General features: G+C 48.6%; 2 protein-coding genes. Both read right to left on the bottom strand.

Annotation, left to right across the window (positions count from 1 at the left end; translation table 11 throughout):
* Window positions 1–7: 7 nt before the first annotated feature.
* Window positions 8–14,323 carry an SDR family NAD(P)-dependent oxidoreductase gene (locus LVD17_RS26940; protein ID WP_233763266.1) on the bottom strand — a complete coding sequence of 4,772 codons (14,316 nt, stop codon included), beginning with the start codon at window positions 14,321–14,323 and terminating at the stop codon, window positions 8–10.
* Between the two features lie 299 nt (window positions 14,324–14,622).
* A complete protein-coding gene (locus LVD17_RS26945) occupies window positions 14,623–25,278 on the bottom strand; it encodes an SDR family NAD(P)-dependent oxidoreductase (protein WP_233763268.1) in 10,656 nt (3,551 codons plus the stop codon).
* Between the last annotated feature and the right edge of the window lie 31 nt (window positions 25,279–25,309).

The raw sequence follows: 25,309 nt of genomic DNA on the forward strand, positions 1-25,309 counted from the left end.
AGGTATTTTATTTAGTGTATGCTATGTTTTTTAATAAGCTGACAGCCTCGTCGGTTTCAATGGACTCACTTTCGATCTGATTGATGAGGTCTTCTATGATTTCAAAATTATCACTTCCGGAAGCTGGCTTGCTTTCAACGATCTGCCTTGAAGTTGTCTTTTTGACCCAGTACCGCTCTTTGGCAAACGGATATTTGGGAAGGCTGATGCGCTGAGGTTTGACCTCACCATAGAGTTTGTTCCAGTCCAGTTCCAGGCCTTTCACCCATAGTTCCAGCAGTTTGGAGAGCTTTTTATGGGTTATCCACTTTTCAATGGTCTCTTGCAGGTCAGCATCCACGTTGAATATAGAGACGGATGTATCATTATGTTTTACCTCTCCCTGATAGACACCTTCAATCCCTTTTTCCGCATTGCGATAAGCTTGTAGTTTGTCTTTCAGTTCTTCAACAGAACCCACGATCAGCCCTAACCGCACTTCCATGGCTTCACGGGTAACCTGAAGCGAATAGGCGAGTGCGAGCAGGTCAATGTCCTGCTTTTTGGTACTGATGAAATCCAGCAGGTCGCCTGCTTTTTGGTGCAGTTGTTCATCAGACTTCGCCGACAGGGCAATGATAACCTGAGTACCATCTCCGGGATGGGTAGCCACAACAGGCTGAACAGGTTGTTGCGGCACATATTCTTCTACTACCACATGGGCATTGGTGCCACTACGGCCAAAGGAGCTTATTCCGCCCATCCGTGGCCTGTCATCTGCTCTGTCCCATTTTTTTGTGGTCTTGTTGATGTAGAATGGGCTGTCTTTCCAGGAGATATAGTCGTTCTCATCTTCGCAGTTGATAGTGGCAGGTATTTTATTATGCTGCAAACCTTTAAGCATGCTCACTACACTCACCAGGCCGGAAGCGGCCATGGTATGTCCAAGATTGCTTTTGCAACTGGTTATGGCACATTTCCCTGACCGCGCCTGCCCGTTACTGAGCTTTTTGAAGGCATCATTCAGGGCATTGATCTCAATAGGGTCTCCCAGCTTGGTGCCTGTACCGTGGGCTATTATATGGGAGATATCCTGCGGGTTGATGTTATGATTGGTGTAAACCCGTTTGATCAGTTCCTCCTGACTTTTTCCATTTGGAGCGGTTACGCCATTGGTCTTACCGTCGAAATTGATACCACTGGCTTTGATAGTACCGTAAATGGGGTTTCCATCCTCAATAGCTGCTGATAAAGGTTTAAGCATCAGCACCACCACGGCCTCGCTGGCTCCTATTCCATTGGCCTTTTTAGCAAAGCTAAAGCATTGTCCGTCTTGCGAGAGCATGCCTGCCTGGCTCATCTTCTCGTAGAATTTAGGTGACAGGATCAGGGATGAAATACCTGCTACCAGAGCGGATTCGCATTCCCCGTTGCGCAGGCTGGTCACCGCCTGATGCAGGGCGACCAACCCGGACGAACATGCCGTGTTGGTGGCAATAGTAGGGCCGTGCAAATCCAGGAAGTATGATAACCTGGACGATATCATGGCATTGCCACTGTTGCCTACGCCCTGCTCATCGGCAATGAGTGCATCGTACTGGCTTTCCTCCATGCCCACGAATACGCCAACCGGGGTTCCCCGTAGTGATGATGGGTTTATTTGTGCATCTTCTATAGCCTTGTAAGCTTCCATTAAAAGCATTCTTTGGCCAGGGTCCGTTGCTTCTGCTTCCCTTGGTGTAATCTCAAAAAACAGCGGATCGAACTCGTCAATGTTATTGATGAAGCCACCTTTATTGGTGCTGATTTTATTACCAGAATGCCCCGGAGCGGTGAAGTAATCGCGCCAGTCCCAACGTGACAAGGGGATTTCACTGACCCCACTCTCCCCTTTTTCCAGCAGCGACCACAACTGATCTACCGTATCTGCTTTAGGGAACCGACCGGACATACCGACAATTGCGATTGGCTCCTGCTCCAATCTTGCAGTGTATGAACGTCCGTTGACCGAAGATTGCAGGAAGCGCTTCCTCAGTGATGTCCTGTTCACTACAGGCTGGATCACCGGTGTTTGTTTTTGGGTATCGCTGACTTCACTTTGAGGTTTGCGATAGAACTCCTGCATGTGTATCTGATGTTCGTCCATAAAATAACTGCTTAGTTTTTCTATGGTCGCATAGTTGTAAAATAAGGCGGGAGTTATTTCAAGTGAAAAATACTCCTTTAACTGCTTTGCAAATGTGGTTAAGCTGATAGAGTCAAAACCATAGTCTGCCAGGTTGGTGACGCCATCCAGTTTGGCCGCAGGTATTTTCAGGCTTGCAGAGACGAGTCTGGTGAGGTCAGCATAAATACATTCCTTTATAGACAAGTCCTGGTATTGAACTTTCCAACCCTTACCCATGTGTGTCGGGAGGTTTTCAGCTTGCGAAGCTGCTGCTATAGTTTGCTCTTCTGCAGTGTAAATGCGGTTTAGGAATTGCTCCAGACGGTTTGGTTTACCTTTCAGTACCAGGGTCTGTGTCTCTCCTGTCCTGATGATGTCATGCCATATCTCAAGGCCTTCAGCCGTTTCCAGTACATCCTGCCCGCTGCTTTTCAGGTAGAAGGCTGCCTGTTCGGCATCGCCTTTGCCCATACCTCCGTCCTTCCAGAATGGCCAGTTGATCACAACGGTTTTACCTTTAGCCTGTTCGTTTTGCCAGCGGTGTTGTGCATACGCCATCTGGAACCGGTTCGCGATGGCATAATCACAAGAGCCAAAATCACCCAGTAAAGCTGCCGATGATGAAAAATAGCAGACAAAGCTCAACGGGTGCTGTTGAAGTGCACCATCGATTAAAATGGTGCCTGTGGATTTAGGTTGCAGCACCTCGTTGATGCTTTTTGTCGTTTTTTCATGGAACATCTGCGTGCCTTCCACGCCTGCCGCATGAATAACTCCGGACAGGTCAAAAGGAAGGTTTTTCTCCCAGGCCGCCAGTGCTTTTTCATCACTGATATCTACAGCATTGTAGTATACTTCTTTGGCTCCTGCCTTTTTAAGTTCTTCTATTTGCTCTTCTATGCCGGAAGTAAGCGGGCTTCTGCCCATCAATATAAGTTTTGCCTGGTATTCTTTAGCCAGGTATTGTGCAAAGCTATAACCAAGTTTGCCGCTGCCACCGGTGATGAGATAGCCGCCATGCTTTTTCAGTACGGGTTGCTGATCTTTAACAATACGCTCCGTTGATTTTATTGATAATGCCAGTCTGCTTTGGCCTCTGTACCATGTAATGCCCGGATGGTGTATGGCATCTATTAACTGCTGCGGTGTAAATGTCTGTGCATCCGTGTAAAGCAAAGCTACTTTCACATGAGGAAGTACGAGCTTTAACGACCGCTCAAAACCGATCCAGGAGTAATCCCAACAGCTATCGGCAATCGAAGGGTCATAATGACCTGTTAAAATAACTTTAACGGGCTGGTTAAATATTTTAATGGCTTTGAAAAGGCTGAACAATGCGTGTATGCCAGCTTCTTTTTGGCCTTTAGCCCAGGTATATACCAATGAGATTGGTGTGTTGGATTTATCATTCACTTCACTTAATACCTTCTGAATGTCGCTGGCATGATTGAACCGGCATTCGTAAATATTGCCGGCTACCTGGCCGAACTTCTTACCCTGACGTACGAAGACAGCGCTTGCCCATAGGACTGCATCATCACCTGTGGTCAATTGTTTTTGGAGTACTTCATCCGCAAAAATGATTACCTGCCTGTTTTCAGGTTGCACTCCATTGGATGCCAACGGCTTATCCTCCCAATGTTCTGTAAAAAACAATGGCTGTGAGGCTTCCTCCGCATGGCTTGGAATGGCCTTGCCGGTCTCTGTTATCTTTGCTGCAGCTTCATCTGCTGCAAAATCCTGTAATGTAAGCCCTCTCATTTCAACGCAAATATTCCCTTCCTGATCCATGAGGTCTATATCCAGCTTAGCAGCAGATCCCTGCCCCTGAGTACGCACCCAAACGGTCATTTCACCGGTGCAGGCCAATACTATGCGCAAGGTATCCAGCGTGGCCGGGAACAGGGGTTGCTCTACCCCACCTTTATCGGCTACCAGGCTGATACACGCTTGCAAAACACCCTCTATGATTGCCGGGTGAAGCATAAACTTATCCTGATTGTTTTCGCCGGAAGGTGGTAACCTTAGCTCTGCCAATAACTGGTCCTCGCCCGGGTAGATGGCGGTGATGGCCTGATAGCCACGGCCATAGGCAAAGCCCATGTCAAACAGTCCGGTATAGATGTCTTTAGGACTAGCTGCAGCCTGACTCATTTGTCCTTTCAGCTTTGTCAGCTCCAGCCTTGTATTTTCAGCTTGATAGCTGTACCTCGCCTGAGCCTGAAAGTATGTTATTTCCTCTCCGTTCTCCTCACTGTACAGCTCAACATCTATCAGCTCTTCCCTGCTGCCTTTCATGTCAGCGACAAACAGCGCTACGCCAACTTCCTTGCTGTCAGCAACCACAATGGGCCGGTTCCAGGAGATATTGTTCAGTTCAGTAACTGCCGATTGATCCGCAGGGGAATCAGCCAGCAATACTGCGGCACGGGTCATTTCCAGATAAGCCATAGCCGGGATGACCTTATGGCCGCTTACCTGATTTTCGCTGACCAAAGTTTCCTCACGGGTGAATGTAGTGCTATAACTTTGCTGGTGCAGGTCTGAGGTATTTCTATGCAATAAAGGATGGAGCATCCCGGCAACCTTACCTGTAGCATGGGCTTGCTTTTCAGCAGTCTCTTCAATCCAGTAACGCTCTTTGGCAAATGGGTATAGCGGCAGGCTTATGCGTTTAGGCTTTAACTCGCCATAGAGCTTGTGCCAATCCAGATCCAGTCCTTTTACCCATAGTTCCATGAGTTTGGACAGTTTCTTTTTCCCGATATATTTTCCAATGATGGTTTCTTTCATATCAGCATCGTTGCTGATAATGCTGATCCCTTCTTTACTTCTTTTTATGTGACCCTGATAGATGTTTTCCGGGTCATCTTCGTTATCCAGCCATGTCTGTAACCTCTCTGTCAACTGATTGACATTAGCAGCCATCAGTCCCAAACGATGATCCATGGCCTCTCTGCCCACTTGCAGGGTATAAGCCAATGCTGTTATATCAACGGTTTCAGGTGCTTTGCCTATATATTCAATCAGGTCAATGGCTTTCTGCCTGAGTTGTTCTTCCGATTTTGCCGACAGCGGGATCATCTGCTCCGAGTTCTGAGTGACTACCTGTACGGGCCTTGTCGTTGTAGTTTGAGGAATGTACTCACCCATCACGATGTGGGCATTGGTACCGCTAAAGCCAAAGGCACTGATAGCAGCCTGACGGCGTTCTGTACTTTTAACACTCCAGTCTTTCAATTGCGTATTAACATAGAAAGGACTGTCTTTCAGGCTGATATGTTCATTCAGTTGCGTGTAGTTGATGGTGGGTGGCAATTGCCTGTGCTTCATAGCCATCAAAACCTTGATGGTACCGGCTACACCGGCTGCGGTCAGGCAGTGGCCTATGTTGCTTTTCACTGAGCCCAGGGCGCAGTATTCCTGCTCCTGCGTATATTTTTTGAATGATCTTCTCAACCCTTCCACTTCTATCGGGTCTCCCAGCTTGGTACCTGTACCGTGGGCCTCGATCAGTTGAATACTGGTCGGGTCGATGTTGAACTGGTCATAAACCTGCTGCTCCAGTAACGTTTGTGACTCCGTATTGGGTGCTGTAATGCCATTGGTTTTACCATCCTGGTTCACACCCCATCCGTGGATCACGCCGAGAATATTATCATCATCCCTTTCAGCATCTTCAAGCCGCTTCAGCATTACGGCTCCTACACCTTCACCCGGTACAAAACCATTAGCCCGCTGATCGAAGGTATAGCATCTGCCATCAGGGGATAGCATACCTGACTGAGAACTCATGATATGCATGGATGGGGTAGCCATAACGTAAACACCACCGGCCAGTGCTACGTTGCTGCTGCCCGAGATCAGGCTGTCGCAGGCATTGGCTATAGCCACCAGTGATGACGAGCAGGCGGTATCAATTGAGATACAAGGCCCCTGAAGGTTCAGGAAGTATGAAATGCGTGCTGCTAAAATAGAGCTGGCCGCACCTGTAAATCCCTGAGCGCTGAGCTGATGCTGTTTAGACTGTTGCAGGTAATCTCCTGCCGCACAGCCCACAAATACACCGCACTTGCTACCTGACAACGCCTGCGGATCATACCCGGCGTTTTCTATGGTATGCCAGCAGGCCTGTAAGAACAGTCTCTGCTGTGGGTCCATACTTTCTGCTTCGGACGGTGAGATGTTGAAAAAGAGTGGATCAAAGAGATCAAACTCTTCCAGCGATCCCATCCATTTGCTGTATGATTTTCCGGGAACCGCTTCTCCTTCTTTGAAGAAGCCTTCCATACTCCAGCGTTTCGGTGAAATCTCGCTGATACAGTTCTTGCCTTCAGCAATATTCTGCCAGAAGGCTTCTATATTTTTGGCTTCAGGGAACTGACCGGCCATACCAATAACTGCAATAGGCTGCGACTGGTAAGCAGACTTTGTGGCCTGGCTTGTTCTCAATGCCGATTTGTTGCGCCATGAAGTGAGTTTCTTCCTTATCACAGGCATTGAAGGCACTTGCTTTGGAGCCTCTGCCGGTGTGTTGACCGGAACAGCAGTTGCTGTAGGAGCAACAGGTGCAGCAACAAGCGTACCTTGCTTTTCTGCCTCTTCTTTAACGTGCTCGCTGAGTTTGGCAATCGTGGAATGGCTGTAAACAATGGTGGCCTGAAGTGAAGTGCCATACTTGTCGTTGATCTTGCGGATAAATGTTACCCCAACGATTGAGTCTAGTCCGAGATCCACAAACTGACTGTTTTCGTCTATTTCATCTATTTCCAGATGAAGCTCCTTCGCCAACAGTTTTTTAAGCGTCGATATAATTCCCGGCAGCGCATCTGAAACGGAAGATGTATTGGCAGCCGGTTGAATATTCTGCGGAGTTTGTACCGGAGCCGTCTCCTGAACCTCCTGTGCAACCGGCGGGCTCACAATGGTCCCCAGCTTTTCGGCTTCTTCTTTTACATGTCCGGCAAGTTTTGCCAGTGTGGAGTAGCTGTAAACCACAGTTGCCTGGAGTGAGGTGCCATACTTGTCGTTGATCTTACGAATGAACGTAACCCCTACAATAGAGTCTAATCCGAGATCGACGAACTGGCTGTTCTCATCTATTTCATCTACTTCCAGATGCAGTTCTTTGGCCAGCAGCTTTTTAAGGCTTGATATGATCCCCGGCAGTGCATCCTGGTTTTGTGATGTTGCCTGCGGCTCATGGATCACAGCATTTTCCTTAACGGGCACGGCCTGCACGGGTGCTGTTCTTTCTGCACTATAGAAATTGCTTTCTATTTGTTTCAGGGTATCTTCCTGACCAACAAATGTTTTTTCATGCATAGCCAACTCACGGCTGTAGGTTTCTTCCAGCAGGGCCTTAAGATGCCTGGTGAGCTGAAGTTTTGCAGCGACCAAACCACTTCTTGGGTTTTGTGCTATTTGTTTGGCCAGTGTCAATGCCGCTTCATGGATATCCTTTCTTGATAATACAGGCAGGATCAGTCCTTTACGCTTTAGATCGTCTCCGGAATATTCATTGGCCGTGAGCAAAGTATCCCTGGAGAGGTCATAACCTGTTTTATCCGGAAAGATCAGTGTAGCCGCTGCTCCGGGCGTGAACCCGTAGTTCATGTAAGGGCTCACGTAGTGGCTCTCTTCGCTCAGTAGCATGAAGTCTGCAAACATCCCCATGGACCACCCTGCACCAATGGCATGCCCCTGCATGGCTGCTATTACGGGAACTTTACATTCCATCGCCAACTGGAATATGGTGGTATCAGTAAATTTGGCTTTGCCTTCCTGAATGGCCAGCAGACTTTCCTTGGTACCTCCGGAAGCAAAATAGCTATCATACCCGGTGAATACGACAGCTTTGTAGTCCTCCGACTGATCAATGTGGGCAAAGATTTCCTTCATGCCCTCAATAAATGCTTCGGAGAACATGTTTTTGGCTTCTCTGTCTTCCATTTTCACCTCTACAACACCTTCCGGGTGAACGGTAGCTTTGATCACCTCCGATTTGAGATCAAGGGCGACTGGTGACTCAGACAATGCTTTTGAAGGTTTCTCTTCGACATCAGGCCACCCGGGGAGCTGGCTGATCTCTTTAACCAGTGCAGCGGCTCTCTCCTTTTTCCAAGTGGTTACCGATGCCAATGAAAGTCCGGCCCATGTTCCGGCCAGGGCTAAGGCTCTGGTCAGTACTTCTTCTGTTTTGGATATGGCAACGGCGCCGGATAGCTGCATTAACTCTGCTCCTGAATAGGTCTTGCCGGCAAGTAATAACTCCTTGCTGGCATAGTTTCCTAAACGGTTTGCAAAAATCAATGCAGCCTGCTTAGCCAACTTGGGTATTTGTAAAATATTTTCCAGTGAATACGCTCCTTCTTCGCTGTAAACACAGGCATCGCAAGACTGAGCGATCAGCCAGGCCGGGCCTTTTGCTTCAGATTCCACGGCTGCAACTACCGGCACAGGTGCTTCTATCAACAGCTTTTGAATAGCCAATACATCTTCTGCCATATTTGTTTTACCTGATGCTGTGAGGTATCCGGGATCTTCACTGGCAAGTAGTATGGTCTTGTAGTGGGCACCTTTTTTGACCTGGGTAAAGATTTCTTCCAGACCTGATGCGACATCTTTCAGTTTATCTTTTTTCCTGCTTTTCTTTATGCGGATGATCAGCACATGCTCCGCACTATCTTCCAGCTTCAATAATTTAGATGCAGAAGTTAGCTTATGCTTTTTGGTGATCTTTCCTTCTCCTCCAACAGGCTCCACTGTGGTCAGTTGTTCCACCAGAGCCTGTATATGACGTCCCAGGTGCTGCTTGAGCAGGCTCAGGGCGGTTTGTGATTTGGCAATAAGGTCTGAGGCCAGTTCCGTAGCATATGCCTCCACCTGATCGGTAGGCAATACCGGGCAGCTCCATCCTTTGGCTTTCAGTTCCTTTCCGGTTAATACGGTGGATTGATACAGGAAGTCGCTGGCAAGGGCTTCTCCGAATCTTTCTTTAAATAAAATCTCTTCATGTGCTGTAGGAAACAGGCCTTCTTCATGGTCGGTGTAAGAGTATTTGCTCTCCTGACTGCACACCATGAAATCGCACAAAGCTCCTACCAGGAAGCCTGCGCCGGTAGCGCCTCCCTGCATAACTGCAATTACGGGGTAAGGGAATGAGGCTATGGCCTGATATAGTTTTTGGCTGATGGCATCATTGTATTCTTCTCTCCCTCCATGCAGGAAAACGGCGCTGGTACCTCTCAACATCAACACTTTGACTGATGAAATCTTTTTCACGAAATCGACGGCTTTCAAAACTTGCTCTACGAGATCGTGAGAGAGGGTATTATAATTTGTGAGCGCATCTATGTCAATGGAATACAGGCCATTGCCATGATCAAACAGCTTCACAAAATTAGCTGTGGTGGCCTTACCATTTTGTTGCTGCCGGGAGGATGATGTGGTAGCTGCCAGGGTCACTGACCCTTTGCCCGGTACAGGTTGGTTGATATCTTTTGCGCTGATTGCCTGAGGCTTTACCAGGGAAACATTGGTTGGTTTCTCCAATACTACCTGTGCAAACTTTTGAAATACCGGCTCACCGGATGAAGGTTTGCCCGCCAGTGGAGTGATTTGGATCTGCTTCGGTGCAGTTTGTACCGGCTCTGGTGCAGATGTTGAAGCTTTTGCAACCATTTGTTTTTCAACAGTTTGCTGCTGTTCAACGCTAACCGGTGTTACAGCCTCCTCCTGATAACGGACGCCAAGCATTTGTACGCAGATGTTTCCCTGTGCATCGCAAAGGTCAATATCGGCCTTTGCGCTATCCTCTGCATAACGAACCCAGGCAAGCATCTCTCCGGTACAATGGCCAATAACCCGCAATGTGTCTATACTGCCTGGCAGCAAGGCACCGGATGATGGCTGATTAAAATCTGTCATTAAAGCCATACCGGCTTGTAATGCACCCTCTACGAATGCCGGGTGAAGCTGAAAATCCTTTTGCGTTTCTTCAAGGTCATCGGGCAGGCTGAGGCTTGCCAGTAGTTGTCCATTGCCCTGCTCAATAACGGCTATGCTCTGATATGCCGGAGAATAGGCCAGTCCCATGCTGCCAAATGCTGCATAAACATCTGCTGACGCCCGCTGTGCGCCATTTAGTTGTCTTCGGAGTTGGGTGATATCCAGCTTCGAAGGTGCAGCTTCCTTGCTGATAACGGCCTGTCCCTGACAATAAATGATATCTTCTTTGGCTTCGGGGCTGTATATTTCAAAGTTTACGGTCTCCTGAGTTTGTGCCAGTAAAGCAATATTTACGGGTTTACCCTCTGCAATCTTGGCGGGCCCTGCCCATACGGTATTGTGCATCTCCAGGATGTACGGCTCTTCCTGTACGGGCATGGCCTGACTGATGGCTACTCTCGCCATTTCGAGATAGGCTGCTTCCGGAAGTACCTGCTGACCGGTTATAAAAAACTCATCACCACTGAATGTTGAGCTATAGGCCTGCTCATTCAGGTTAGAAATATTTCTATGCAATAATGGGTGCAGTGCTACTGCAGCCAACCGGTTGGGCGCCTGAACTGTGGTGTTGATGTCTTTCCAATAACGCTCTCTGGCAAACGGATAGACCGGCAGACTGACCAGTTTAGGTTTTGTATTGCTGTAAAGCTTGTTCCAGTCTACCTCAGTGCCTTTAACCCAGGCTTCCATGAGCTGAGGCCATTGTTTGCCTGCAATCCACTCACCAACCTTTTGCTGCATGCCGGCATCATAGGCAGCATCACGTTTCACCTGTCCCTGGTACAGGCCATCCACGGACTTATCATCGACGTAAGCCTGTAGCTTCTCTTCGAGCTGACTGATCGAAGTCACTGCGAACGCCAGACGTTCGTCCATGGCTTCTCTGCCTGTCTGGAGGGTGCAGGCTATTGAAGGCAGGTTTTGCGATGCTGAGGTACGAATGAACTTCAGCAGGTCCTGTGCCTTTTGTTTCAATTGTCCGGCCGTTCTGGCCGATACCGGAATAATAATGTCTTTGGTCTCTCCATTCAGGGATACCGGTCTTTCAGCTTCGGTGTATTCCTGAATGATGATATGGGCATTTGCCCCACCTGCTCCAAAAGATGAAATGCCTGCGATACGCGGTAACGCCTTGCCATCAACTACAGGCTGCTCCCAGTCCTTTAAGGTTTGGTTGACAATGAATGGCGTTTTATCAAAGTCAATGTGCGGGTTCAAATGGGTTGAATGCAGTGAAGGCACGATTTTACGGTGCTTCATCTGCAATAATATCTTGGTAAGTCCTGCTATACCTGCTGCGGATTCGCAGTGGCCTATGTTGGACTTGGCAGAGCCTAGCTGACAATAAGCTGTATCCTGATCGTTCTGATGAAAGGCTTTGGTCAGCGCTGATATTTCAATCGGGTCTCCCAGTTTTGTGCCAGTGCCATGTGCTTCTATATAGCTGATATGGCGTGGGTTAACGCCTGCTTCTGCCAGGGCATGGCTGATCACATCGGCCTGTGCTTTAGGGTTGGGCACGCTGTATCCGTTGGTCTTTCCACCATGGTTTAGTGAGCTTCCTCTGATGATCCCGTAAATGTGGTTGCCGTCTTTTTTGGCTTCCGACAATCTTTTCAATACTACTGCTCCCACACCTTCGCCGGGTATGTAGCCGTCGCCTCCTTCTCCAAAGCTCTGACAATGACCATCGCTGGAAATAAACTGCCCTGTGCTGAGCATGAGGTACTTGCTGGGGTGTACACTCACGTTTACTCCTCCTGCAATAGCCAAATCGGTCAGACCCGCTTTCAGGTCCTGACAGGCCAGATGGATTGCGGTTAAGGATGATGAACACATGGTATCCAGTGTGATGCTCGGACCGTGAAGGTTCAATACATAGGATACTCTGTTGGCAATACTTGCCAGACTGCCTGACAGGTTATATTCTCCGTACATCACCCCAGCATAAACACCTACCTGACCTGCCAGTCCTTTGTTGTGAGGGATTTGCAGGCTGGTACGGGTATATCCTGCATCTTCAACAGCCATATAGGCGTGCTGTAAAAACAGGCGCTCCTGAGGGTCTATGGCTGCGGCTTCCCGGGGTGCAATGTTGAAGAACCGGGGATCAAATTCGTCTACTCCTTCAATGAAGCCTCCCCATTTGCTGTAGTGGTATCCGCTTTTTGTGCGGTCTTCGCTATAGTATTCGCGCCAGTCCCAGCGCTCTTTGGGCACTTCTATGATACAGTCCTTGCCATCGCGCAGGTTGTCCCAGAAGGCCTCTATGTTGGCTGCTTCCGGATAGCGACCGCTCAGCCCCACGATAGCAATAGGATCATCGTTGACCGGGCGTGCGGACTTTGTCTGATCTGCCAAAGGACGTGGACGGGTGAAACGCTTTCCTGATGTCAGCTTTTGAGGCATCTGCTTTTCGGGCTGCGACCTGGCTTCAACCGGTTTTTCTGCGTTATCCGTAGCCGTATTGAATATGGCTGCCAACTGCACCGCATGAGATTTCACAAAATACTCTGTAAGCTCTCTGATGGTTTGATATTCAAAGAATAATGTTTTGGACAGTGAGCCAAAGGTCTTCTCCAACTGGCCGGTAAATTTCATGGCCAGTATGGAATCAATACCGTAATTCTCAAGCGGTGCCTGGGGGTCAATTTTATGGGATGCCAGCTTGAGCAATGAAGAGAATTCCTGACACAGATACTGCTCGGTCTGTTCAAAAAGATCGCCTGTATTTGTTGTCAACTGAGTTGTTGCCGAGTGCTTTTCCACGTTTGAACCGGCTTCTTTATCTCCATTGAGTTGTTGTGGCATCCTGCCTCTCGCAACCAACACCTGATCCTGAGCTAACTCCAGGCTGCAATAAAATGCATGCATGCCGGCGCTGGTCTCCAGGGGCTGTACATCCATAGTTTCTTTCAGTATTTCCTGGTTGGCCTGATCGATCTGCATGCCTCCCTCCTGCCAAAGCGGCCAGTTGATAGAGAGGGTGTGCCCTTGTCGCTGTCCGGCATTTACCAGTTGGTTGCGATATACGGCAAACTGGTCCATAAAGCCATTAGCCGCAGCGTAATCGGCCTGTCCTACATTGCCCAGCAATGAGGCAACGGAAGAGAACAGTACTATAAAATCAAGATCAAGATCTTTGCTGGCTTCATCGAGATTGAAGGTTCCGGCTACTTTAGGGGCAAGCACTTTGCTGAATTCTTTGCCAGACTTTTTGATGATAAAGTTATCAGCGGTCATGCCTGCACAGTGGATGATTCCGCAGAGGAGTTTACCTTCTCCATTGATTTTGGCTATAAGCTTACCGACCTGATCGGCGTTGTTGAGGTCGAGCTGGTGGTACTCCACTTTATTCTTTAGAGCCGGCAATGCTTCCAGTACTTTCTTCCTTTCCGCAGTTAGGGGGTTACGCCCAGTGAGGATGATCCTGGAACGGGTTGTTTGCTTCAGGATCTCTTTAGCAAATAAGATTCCTAAACCTCCCATACCTCCGGTGATCAGATATACTCCCTGGTCTTTGAAAACAACTTTAGGGCTGATCTCACCGGCCTCCACTTCTTCGCTTTTCAGAATATGGCGGGTGCTCTGCTCATATTTTATGATCTGATCGTGAGGGGTGGACTGGTTTTCTTTCAGTTGCGCAGCCAATTGTTCCGCCTTCACCCCGGATTGGGTGATGATCACCTGTCCGGTTACTTTAGGATTTTCAAGGCCTGCTGTTTTCAATAACGCGGAAAGACCGGCAAAAACGGCATGCTCTGCTTCCCCGCCAATGACTAGCTGAATCAGTATTTTCCCCTGAGGTTTACCGGAAAGGACCTGTTTGATATGCTCAAAGCAGGCCAGTGCATGGCTTTCATATTTAGCTGCGATGTTGGTTTGCGATGTAGCCTGTAAAGTCAAAACCTGACTTCCGGGAAGTGCAGTCTCCAGTGCTTTACCACTAACTTCGGGCAATTCGCAAAGGATTATATGTCTTTGGGCATATTCCACCTGATCAGCAGGCGATGGCATGCCGGCTTTCCATATGGGGCTGGAAAGCTTTGTACCTGTAGCTTTACCCTGCTCCTGTAGCTTAATTGCTTTGATCTGCTCTAATGCTTCTGTTTGCGTAAGCTTTCCCCTCGAAATATCCTGAAATATCTTTTTTAGGTTTTCTTTCATCTTTTCCTTTAAATTTTTCCCGGGAATCGGTTTTTAAACCGATTCTGTTGCTTCTTCATCAGAAGAAAGTTTTATGTTTTTGCCTCTTTGGCACACATGCATGTATTGAGTGCCAAGAGATGTCAGTGACAAACGGGTGCGCCAAGACAGCCTTCTCCTTTTTCATGGCTTGAATGTGGCGCAATGTATATTTTAAACTTTATCCCGGGGCTTCACCCCGGGCTACCTATGTTTTATCCCTACGGGATACTTCTGTTAATTGCTATGTCTGTTTAAACTTGAGACAAAAAGGCCATGGGCTAAACCAGTTCTATGGCTTCTTCATCTGAAAGCTCCTTATTCAGTACACTTTGAATAAGTTTCTGATAGTACGCATCATCAAACTGTGCTGTACTGTCATGTCTTTGGCTTGTTGAGCCATTGGTAGTATGTATCGGTTTATTATTGTTCTCCATTACCCGGAAGGCAAACCCCTTGATCTGCACACATACGTTGCCATCTTCATCACAAAGGTCGATGTCCAGTTTGGTCACTCTGCCATCCGGGTCGCTGTCGGGCGAGTACCTCACCCAGGCAACCATCTTTTTGGTGCAGGCTGAGATAATGCTCAATGACTCCAGCGCAAAAGGCAGCATAGGCTGCGATGGCACCTGATCCAATCCCTGGAACAGACCAATAGACGCTTGCAAAGCACTGTCCATCAGGCTCGGGTGCAGTATGTAGCCTTCCTGTTCATTTTCAACTGCTGCCGGAAGCGTAAGATCTGCCATTACCTGTCCTTCTCCTTTGTAGATAGCCTCTATTCCCTGATGTGCCGGGCCATAGTAAAGTTCCATTTGGGTGAACGCCGAGTATATATTGCTGCGCTCCAGTTTTCCCGCTTTCATCTGCGCTCTGAGTTGCGCTATATCCAGTTTTTCGGCCTCCGCCCTATCGCTGAATATGGCCTGTCCCTGAAAATGGGTGGCTTCTTCGCCTTCCTGATCACTGAATATTTCATAGTATATCAGGTCGCCCTCCACCAGGCCGGAATCATCCAGGTACAGGGCTGCATTGATTTGCTTTCTGTCGTTCACACTGAAAGGTTGAATCCAGCCAATATTGTGCAATTCCAGCACAGATGATGCGGTTGACTCAGGCATCGAACGCCTGATCGCTTCCCGGATCATCTCAAGATATGCCACTCCGGGAAGTACTTTCTGTTTGTATACCTGATGGTCTCTTAAGAAGAACTCTTCGCCGTTAAAAGTAGCACTGTAGCTCTGCCTGCTAAAGTCAGAGGTGTTAGTATGGAGTAATGGATGCAGTACTGCGGTTGCCTTACCGTTGGCAATCATGTGGGCTTCATCACTCATTTCAATCCAATACCGCTCTTTGGCAAACGGATATACCGGCAGGCTCATGCGTTTAGGTTTATTCTCACCATAAAGCTTGCTCCAGTCGAGGTTGAGTCCTTTAACCCATAAATCCAGAAGTTTCGACAGTTTCTTTTGAGCGATCCAGTTTTTGATGATGGCTTCGCGCATGTCTTCATCGTTGCTGATAATGCGCAGGCCTTCTTTATTTTTCTTCACCTCGCCCTGATACATGCCGGTTATTTCCTCTTCTCCTTCCATATAGGCCCTAAGTTTTTGAGCCAACTGGTCTACGCTGCCTGCCATAAAGCCCAGCCGTTCTTCCATAGCTTCCCTGCCCACTTGCAGGGTGTAGGCCATTTCTACCAGGTCGATAGATTCACGCTCTTTTTCAATGTATCTCAGCAGGTCATAAGCTTTTTGCTTCAGTTGCTTTTCAGACCTGGCCGAAAGCGGGATCATGTGCTCATCATTCTGGGTGATGACCTGAACCGGTTTTTTCATGGTTACGGACTGAGGAACATATTCTCCCAAAACCAGATGGGCATTGGTACCACTAAAACCAAATGAGCTGATAGCTGCAAGCCGTTGTTTGGTTTCTTTCACTTTCCAGTCTCTCAGCTCAGTGTTCACGAAGAAAGGACTGTTATCAAGACTGATATGTTCGTTTAATTGTTCAAAATTTATCGTTGGTGGCAACTGTTGGTGCTTCATGGCTTGCAGCACTTTGATGAAGCCTGCTACACCTGCTGCGGTCAGGCAGTGGCCTATGTTGCTCTTTACAGAACCTAATGCGCAATATTCCTTTTCCTGAGTATATTTTTTGAACGACCTCTTCAATCCGTCTACCTCAATCGGATCTCCCAGCTTGGTGCCGGTACCGTGCGCTTCAACAAGTTGAATGTCATTCGGGTCGATCTTGAACTGGTCATAGACCTGCTGCTCCAAAAAGATCTGTGATTCGGTATTAGGAGCAGTAATTCCATTAGTTTTACCATCCTGATTTACACCCCATCCCCGGATCGTGCCCAGGATATTGTCATTATCTCTTTCAGCATCTTCAAGCCTTTTGAGCATGACTACCCCTACGCCTTCACCCGGCACAAAGCCATTGGCGCGCTGATCGAAGGTATAGCATTTACCGTCCGGTGACAGCATGCCTGACTGGGATGTTTTGATGTGCATATCGGGGCCACCCATCACATAAACGCCACCTGCCAGGGCGGAGTCAATGCTACCGGCTACGAGGCTGTCGCAGGCATTGGCTATAGCCACGAGTGAGGATGAACATGCGGTATCCATAGATATACAGGGCCCTTGCAGGTTCAGGAAGTAAGATACACGCGCTGCCAGTATGGAAGTAGAACCTCCGGTAAAGCCTTGCGCACTTAGCTGTTGCTCCCGGGATAAGTTCTGATAGTCGCCATAGGCACATCCTACATAGACTCCACATTTGCTACCGGATAATGCATGCGGATTGTAGCCTGCATTTTCTATCGCGTGCCAGCAGCTCTGTAAAAACAAACGTTGCTGCGGGTCCATGCTTTCTGCTTCAATGGGCGAAATGGTGAAGAACAACGGATCGAAAAGATCATATTCCTCCAATTGTCCCATCCATTTGCTGGTCGTTTTCCCAGGTACGGGATCGCCTTCGTGAAAGTATTTGTGGATATCCCAACGCTCCTGAGGTATTTCGCTGATACAGTTTTTGCCTTGAGCAATATTTTGCCAGAACTCTTCTACGTTTTTGGCTTCAGGGAACTGACCGGCCATACCCACCACTGCGATGGTCTGAGACTGGTTAGACCTTTTGGCTGTTGAAGTCGTTCTTAAGGTTGCGCCATTGCGCCATGACTCCAGTTTCTTTCCGGCCAGTTTGGTGATCACTTTTCTGGCAGCCTGTGCGGCAGGAGTTTCTACCGGGGCTGGCGCAGGTGTCGCCGGCTTACTGACTATCGTGCCCAGTCGTTCTCCTTCCTCTTTCACATGCCGGCTAAGCTTCGCGATGGTGGAGTAGCTGTAAACAATAGTAGCCTGTAGCGGAATATTGTACTGATCACTGATCTTGCGAATGAAGGTTACTCCAATGATGGAGTCCAGCCCGAGGTCTACAAACTGGCTGTCTTCATCAATCTCATCCACCTGCATGTGCAGCTCTTTAGCCAGCAGCTTTTTGAGACTGTTAATGATTTCGGGAAGCACATCGGCATCAGATGTAGTACCGGTGTTTACCTGTGGTGTTTCAACTGGCGTTTCAACCACCGCAGGAGCAGCAGGCTCACTGACCAGTGTACCCAGTTTTTCAGCTTCTTCCTTCACATGACCGGCCAGTTTGGCAATCGTGGAGTAGCTATACACGATTGTGGCCTGTAATGGAATATTATATTTATCGCTGATCTTACGGATGAACGTTACGCCGATAATAGAGTCCAGCCCAAGGTCTACAAACTGACTGTCTTCATCGATCTCATCCACCTGCATGTGCAGTTCTTTAGCCAGCAGCTTTTTGAGACTGTTGATGATTTCGGGCAAGGCATCGGTGCTGTAAGCAGTACTTTTCGGAACCTGAGCAGGTGCCTGCTCTACCGGCAATGCCTGCGGCTGCACCTCTCCGGAAGCACTATAAAAGTTGCTTTCTATCTGGTTCAGTGTATCCGTCTTGCCTACAAAGGTCTTCTCGTGCATGTCCAGTTCACTGCTCAGTGTTTCATCGAGCAGATCGTATAGATGCCTGGTCACCTGATGCTTGAAGGCTATCAGGCTGCTGCGGGAGTGTTTTGCAATCTCTTTTGCCAGCTCAAAGGCAGCGGAGAGCATTTGTTTTCTGGGCAGTACCGGTAACGATAAGCCTTTCTCTTTTAGCTCACTGCCTGAGTACTCAACGGCTGTCATTAAGGTCTCGCGGGCCAGGTCATACCCTGTTCTATCAGGGAATATCATGGTGGCTCCTGCTCCGGGAGTGAAGCCGTAGTTCATGTATGGGCTTACATAGTGGCTCTCTTCACTGAACAGGGTAAAGTCTGCAAACATACCCATAGACCATCCCGCCCCGATGCCGTGGCCCTGCATGGCCGCAATGACCGGAAGCTTACAGTTCAGTGCTAACTGGAAGATCTTGGTATCAGTGAATTTGGCCTTGCCTTCCTGAATGGCGAGCAAGCTTTCTTTGGTTCCGCCTGATGCAAAGTAACTGTCGTACCCGGAGAGTACTACCACTTTATACCCAGGGGTCTTATCGATATGTTCGAAAACCTCTACCATGCCTTCGATGAATGCCGGAGAGAACATGTTCTTCGCCTCCCGGTCTTCCATCCTTACTTCTACAATACCTTCAGGATGAACCGTGGCTTTAATCACGGATGACCTGAGCTTGATGGCCGTTGCTAATTCAGGTAAGGTGCCTGAGGTTTTCCCTTCTATCTCCACCCACTCTGGTAATTGCTTTTGCGCTGCGGTTATGGCTGCTGCTCTCTCCTTCTTCCAGGAGTTTACGGCTTCCCACGGCAGTTGGGTCCACTGCTGAGCCAGTTGCTGAGCCTCTGACTGTACATCTTTCGAGACCACTATGCCTCCTGTCTGCTTTAGCGCTGCACCGGTCAATGATTTGCCCGTAAGCAATATCTCCTTGCCAAGATAGTGATTCAGTCTGTCGCTGAATATCATGGTAGCCATGCCAGCCAGCTTAGTGTCTTGTAAAAGGCCGGTTGCCGAATAGGTGCCTTTCTCCTGATAGATACAGGTATCGCATGACTGGCTGATCAGCCAGCCCGCATCGATTGCCCCTGCTGTAGCAGCGATTACCGGTACGGGCGATGCATTCAGGATATTCAGAATTTCAATAACCTGGTCTGAATTACCTCCGGAAATATATTCAGCATCATCGCTGGTCAGTATAACGGCGTTGTAGTATTTGCCTTTTTCGATCTGGCCGAAGATACCGGACAGGCCTGATGCTATATCTTTTAACTTATCTTTCTTCTTGCTTTTCGAAATATTCAGAGTCAGCACCTGCTCTCCTACTTCTACTTTAAGTAGTTTGGTTTTGCTGGTGATTTGATGACTTGCTGAGGCTTTCTTTTCGGCTTTTAAATTTGCTACTGCCTTGAGCTTTTCAGCTTCTGCCAGTATATGCCGGCCTAAGTGCTGCTTAAGCAGGCTCAGGGATGTGGCTGATTTGCTGGCCAGGTCTTCTGCTAATTTTTCAGCATAAGCCTCCACTTCTGCTGATGGTACAATAGGAAAACTCCAGCCATTGGCCTTCAGCTCCCTGCCCGTTTTTGCTGTGGACTGGTATAGCATGTCCTTTGCAAAAGCTTCTCCAAAGCGCTCTGTAAGCACACTTTCTTCACTTGCGGTGGACAGTAAACCTTCCGCTTTGTAAGTGTAGTTGCGCTCTTCGCTACCGACCATAAAGTCGCTCAATGCAGCCACCATAAAACCTGCCCCCGTGGCATCTCCCTGCATGACTGCTACCAATGGACAAGGAAATGATGCCAGGGTTTGGTACAGGTTTTCTTCTATGGCAACGTTAAATTCTTCTCTGGCTCCTTGCAGGAACACAGAACCGCTTCCGCTCAGCATCAGTACTTTTACTACTTCCAGTTGCCTGACGTAGCCGAGGGCATGCACCAATTGTGCTGCTACTTCCCGGGAAAGGGTATTGTCTTTGGCATTTATTTTCAACTCGTAGATGCCATTACCCTTATCAAACAGGCTTATATAAGAAGCTCCGTTGGTGGATGGTGTTGCCTTGGTCATCCCTGCCGAAGTGCTGGACAGGCTGATCACTGCCTTTGGTGTAGATACCCGGTCCAATTTCAGGGTCTCCGGGGTCACCAATGATACATTAGATGGCTTTTTCAGGGATACTTTCTCAAATTTTTGAGCTACAGGCAAACCCTTTGAAGCAGAATTCTTCCCTGCCGGGGGTGTTATGTGTATTTGCCTGGGCTCTGATTTTACCGACTTTGTCGCAGGCTGGTGCGCTGATACAGGTTGCTGAACCGGTGCGGCTTGTTGCTGCAATGGCTGCTCTGCCACGCTTACCGCCTCCTGATAGTAGCTAACTCCGCGCATTTGTACACATACTTTGCCCTGCGCATCACACAGGTCAATATCGACCTTGTTCTGACTGTCATTTGAGTGGCGTACCCAGGCATACATTTCTTCGGTACAGCTACTGAGCAAGCTTATGGAATCCATGCTGTCTGGCAGCAGCGGCCGCGCCAAAGGCTGTTGAATGTCTGTCAGCAAAGCTATACCCGCCTGTAAGGCTCCCTCGGCCATAGACGGATGCAGTATGTATTGTTCTCGGTTTTGCTCTACGGCTTCAGGCAAGTTCAGGTGTGCCAGCAGTTGTCCGCTGCCTTTATAGATGGTGTTGATGGCCTGATAAGATGCTCCATAAGCCAGCCCCATGCTATTAAAGGCCGTGTAAAGGCTTTGTGCAGTCACCTGAGCGCTGTTCATCTGGCCTCCGAGCTGTGCGAGATTAAGAGCAGCCGGAGAAGGTTGACGGGTAGCCATTGCCTGTGCCTGACAATGTACAACCTCTCCGTTTTGCTCAATGCTGTAAATTTCAAAATCAACGGTGTCTGATGTCTGGGCAAACAAAGCAATGTTGAGCTGCCAGTTGTTGCTGACTACGGCAGCGTCAGCCCAAACGATGTTGCGCAGTTCCAGCACATATGGCTCTTCTTGCGCTGGCAACGACTGCTCAATAGCTGCCCGCGCCATTTCAAGGGTTGCCACTGCCGGAAATGCTTTTTGCAGACCACCGATATTCAATTGATAATCAGACACAAAGAATTCATCTCCCCTGAAAACAGAGCTGTAGCTTTGCTGGGTGAAGTCGGATGAATTGGTATGTACCAATGGGTGCAAAACCACTGCAGATGTAGCTCCTGATAGCAGCGGTGTTTCTGAGATATCCACCCAGTAACGCTCTCTGGCAAAAGGATAAGCCGGCAGACTGATAATTTTAGGACGGGATGCCCCATAAAGCTTTTGCCAATCCAGTTCCACTCCTTTGATCCAGAGGTCAAGGAGTTTGCTCAGCTTTTTATCGGCTACCCAATTGGCTACGGTTTGTTGCATGTCTGCCTCTGTGGCGAACATCTGTACGGAGTCCTGACTGCGTTTTACACGTCCCTGATAAAAGTCTTCGATACCTTCCCGACCGCTGAGGTAAGCCTGTAGCTTCTCTGCCAGTTGGTCCGGTGAGCTGACCACAAGGCCCAAACGCTCTTCCATGGCTTCACGACCAACCTGTAAGGTATATGCCATGGCCTCCAGGTCCACCGGCCTGTCTTCCTGCTCTGATAAATGGATGAACTCAAGCAGGTCATGGGCCTTCTGCTTCAACTGGTCTGCTGTTCTTGCAGATAGCGGAATGATTATTTTAGCACCATTCAGCACACTTGCCTTTTCTGTAACCGGATACTCTTCTATAATGATGTGGGCATTTGAGCCTCCTGCACCGAAAGAAGATATACCTGCTATCCGGGGCAATACCTCACCGTTGATTTGAGGTTGCTCCCAATCTGTTAAGGTCTGGTTAACGGTGAATGGCGTTTTTTCAAAATCAATATGCGGATTCAACCGTTTGGAATGCAGCGAAGGTACGATCTTCCTGTGCTGCATCTGTAGTAATATTTTGGTAAGCCCGGCAATACCGGCTGCTGATTCGCAATGCCCTATGTTGGACTTGGCTGAGCCTATGAGGCAGTAGCCTTTATCTTCATTGTTTTGATGAAAGGCCCTGGTAAGGGCCGCTATCTCGATCGGGTCTCCGAGTTTGGTACCTGTGCCGTGGGCTTCTATGTAGCTGATATGGCGCGGGTCGGTACCGGCTTCCTTTAAAGCTCTTGTAATCGCGCTTGCCTGCGCCTTAGGGTTAGGCACACTGTAACCATTGGTTTTTCCCCCGTGGTTCAGTGAGCTGCCTTTGATAATTCCATAAATGTGGTTGCCATCTCTTTTAGCTTCTGACAGGCGTTTCAGCACTACGGCTCCTACGCCTTCACCCGGGATATATCCGTCGCCCCCTTCGCCAAAGCTTTGGCAATGGCCATCGTTGGAAATGAACTGCCCGGCACTGAGCATCAGGTATTTGTTGGGATGGATGCTTACATTAACCCCTCCGGCAATGGCCAGGTTGGTGCGTCCTTCTTTCAGGTCCTGACAGGCGATGTGAATGGCTGTCAGTGATGAGGAACACATGGTATCGATGGTCATGCTGGGGCCATGGAGGTTCAGAAAATAGGATACCCTGTTGGCCACGCTGGCGTAGCTGCCGGAAATCCCCATGCGATTGCCTCGCATGCTTTCCTCTGCACCAAATAGCTGATACTCGCTGTACATCACTCCTACATAAACACCTACCTGACCAGCCATATCATCCTCATGAGCGATCTGCAGGCTGGCTCTGGTGTAGCCTGCATCCTCTACAGCCATCCAGGCGTGCTGTAAAAACAGGCGCTCCTGTGGGTCGATAGAGGCGGCTTCTCTGGGTGAAATATTGAAAAAGCGGGGATCAAACTCGTCTACACCTTCAATAAAACCTCCCCATTTGCTGAAATGCTGCCCTGTTTTGGTGCGGTCTTCACTGTAGTATTCCTCCCAGTCCCAACGGTCTTTAGGTACTTCAGTGATACAGTCTTTCCCGTCCCGAAGGTTGCGCCAGTAGGCTTCAATATTGGCAGCTTCGGGGTAGCGACCACTCAGACCGACAATCACTATCGGATCATCGTCATGGGTCTTTCTGCTGGTAGGTTTTGAAGCAGCAGTATGTCGTCTGCGGCTTAATCGTCTTTTGCTAATGTTTCTGGTTATTGGCCCCTGCTGTATCTCTACCGGGACTTCCTGAGCTCTTTTACCTGTGGCAAAGAGGCCGGATAATTTATCGATGTGATACTTGATAAAGTACTCAGTGAGCTCCTGAATGGTTTGATATTCGAAAAAGAGGGTTTTAGGCAAAGCGTCAAAGGTCTTTTCCAGTTGTGCAGTCAGGCTCATGGCCAATATGGAATCAATACCATATTTCTCCAGGGCTGCCTGTGGATCAATTTTGTCAGCCGAAAGCCCCAGCACCACGGCAAACTGCTTGCGTAAATATTCCTGTGTTTGCTCCGTGAGGTTTTCAGGGCTGACTTTTGCAACGTCCCACTCCATACGTGATGATGCAGGAACTGCCTTTTCTTTGGTTTGTTGATTTTCAAGAAGGGCTTTGCGCATCGTTGCCAGATCACCTTGCATCACCATCGTCTGGCTATAGCCTGATTGCAAACCATAATGAAATGTAAATACGCCACTGCTGGCGGGCATGGGGTGCATACCAAAAGTCTTGCGCAATGCTTCCCGGGTTTCACCAGCCATCTGCATACCGCCCTCCTGCCAGAGTGGCCAGTTGATAGACAGGGTCTGTCCATTCCGCTGACCTGCCTCCACGAGCTGGTTGCGATAGGTGGCAAAGTGATCCATAAATCCATTGGCTACGGCATAATCTGACTGTCCTACATTGCCCATCATAGCGGTGATGGATGAAAACAGCACCAGAAAATCGAGGTCAATATCTTTGGTAGCTTCGTCCAGGTTCAATGTACCGGATACTTTAGGGGCCAGTACTTTCTCAAACTCTTCGTTTGATTTTTTGAGGATAAAATTATCAAAGGCCACGCCTGCACTATGAATGATCCCATTGAGCTGCTGATGTGTTTTGATGATAGATGTTATGGTCTTTTTAACCTGTGCCGCATCATTCATATCCATTTGCTGATACTCAACGGTATGTTTGCCAACAGGCAATGCCTCCAAAATGGCTTGCTTTTCTGCGGTCAGTTCAGAACGGCCCGTCAGGATAACCCTGGCTCTGGACGTCTGCCTGAGGAGTTCTTTGGTGAATACTACACCCAAGCCTCCGAGTCCGCCGGTGATGATGTAAACTCCCTGATCTTTGAAAGCAATTTTAGACTGCTTCTGATTAGCATTTATCTCTTTCAGTTGCATGACATACCGTGTGCCATGCTCATATTTAATTAATGTATTTTGCTGTTCGGCCTGGTTGGCTTTCAGTTGAGTCACCAGTTCATCTTCACTAATTTTGGGGTCAGTGATCATGACCTGATGAACCAGTTGCGGATTTTCCAAACCGGCGGTTTTTAGTAAACCTGAAAGCCCTGCAAAAATGGTCTGCTCTTCGTGGTTGGCTATTACCAATTGCATGAGCACTTTTCCTTCCGGCTTGCTGCTCAGTATTTTACGGACCAGTTCGAAACATGTCAGGGCGTAGTGACTGTATCGCCCGGCAATGTTTTTTTGGCTATCAGCAGACAACTGTAATACGTGGCTATTGGCAAGTCTCGTACTCAGGGACTTGCTTTTGAGGTGAGGCATCTCACACAAAACCACATGATGCTCAGCATACTCCGGCCCGGCCCCTGAAGGTGTGCTCGCCGAAGCCTGCTCCCAGGACGGCTTGGCCAACAGCCTGCCCGCGCCTGCGCTTTGCTCCCGCTGCTTTATTGCCTTGATCTTCTCCAATGCCTCTTGCTGTGTAAGTTTCCCCCTGGAGAGGTCCTGATATATCTTTAGTAATTCCATTTTTTAATAATGCGATTTGAAATGTGAGATG

This window comes from Fulvivirga ulvae (assembly GCF_021389975.1).
Taxonomy (GTDB): domain Bacteria; phylum Bacteroidota; class Bacteroidia; order Cytophagales; family Cyclobacteriaceae; genus Fulvivirga; species Fulvivirga ulvae.

Coding starts and splice junctions, on each gene's coding strand:
- LVD17_RS26940 (WP_233763266.1), bottom strand. CDS start 14,323: ATGAAAGAAAACCTAAAAAAGATATTTCAGGATATTTCGAGGGGAAAG.
- LVD17_RS26945 (WP_233763268.1), bottom strand. CDS start 25,278: ATGGAATTACTAAAGATATATCAGGACCTCTCCAGGGGGAAACTTACA.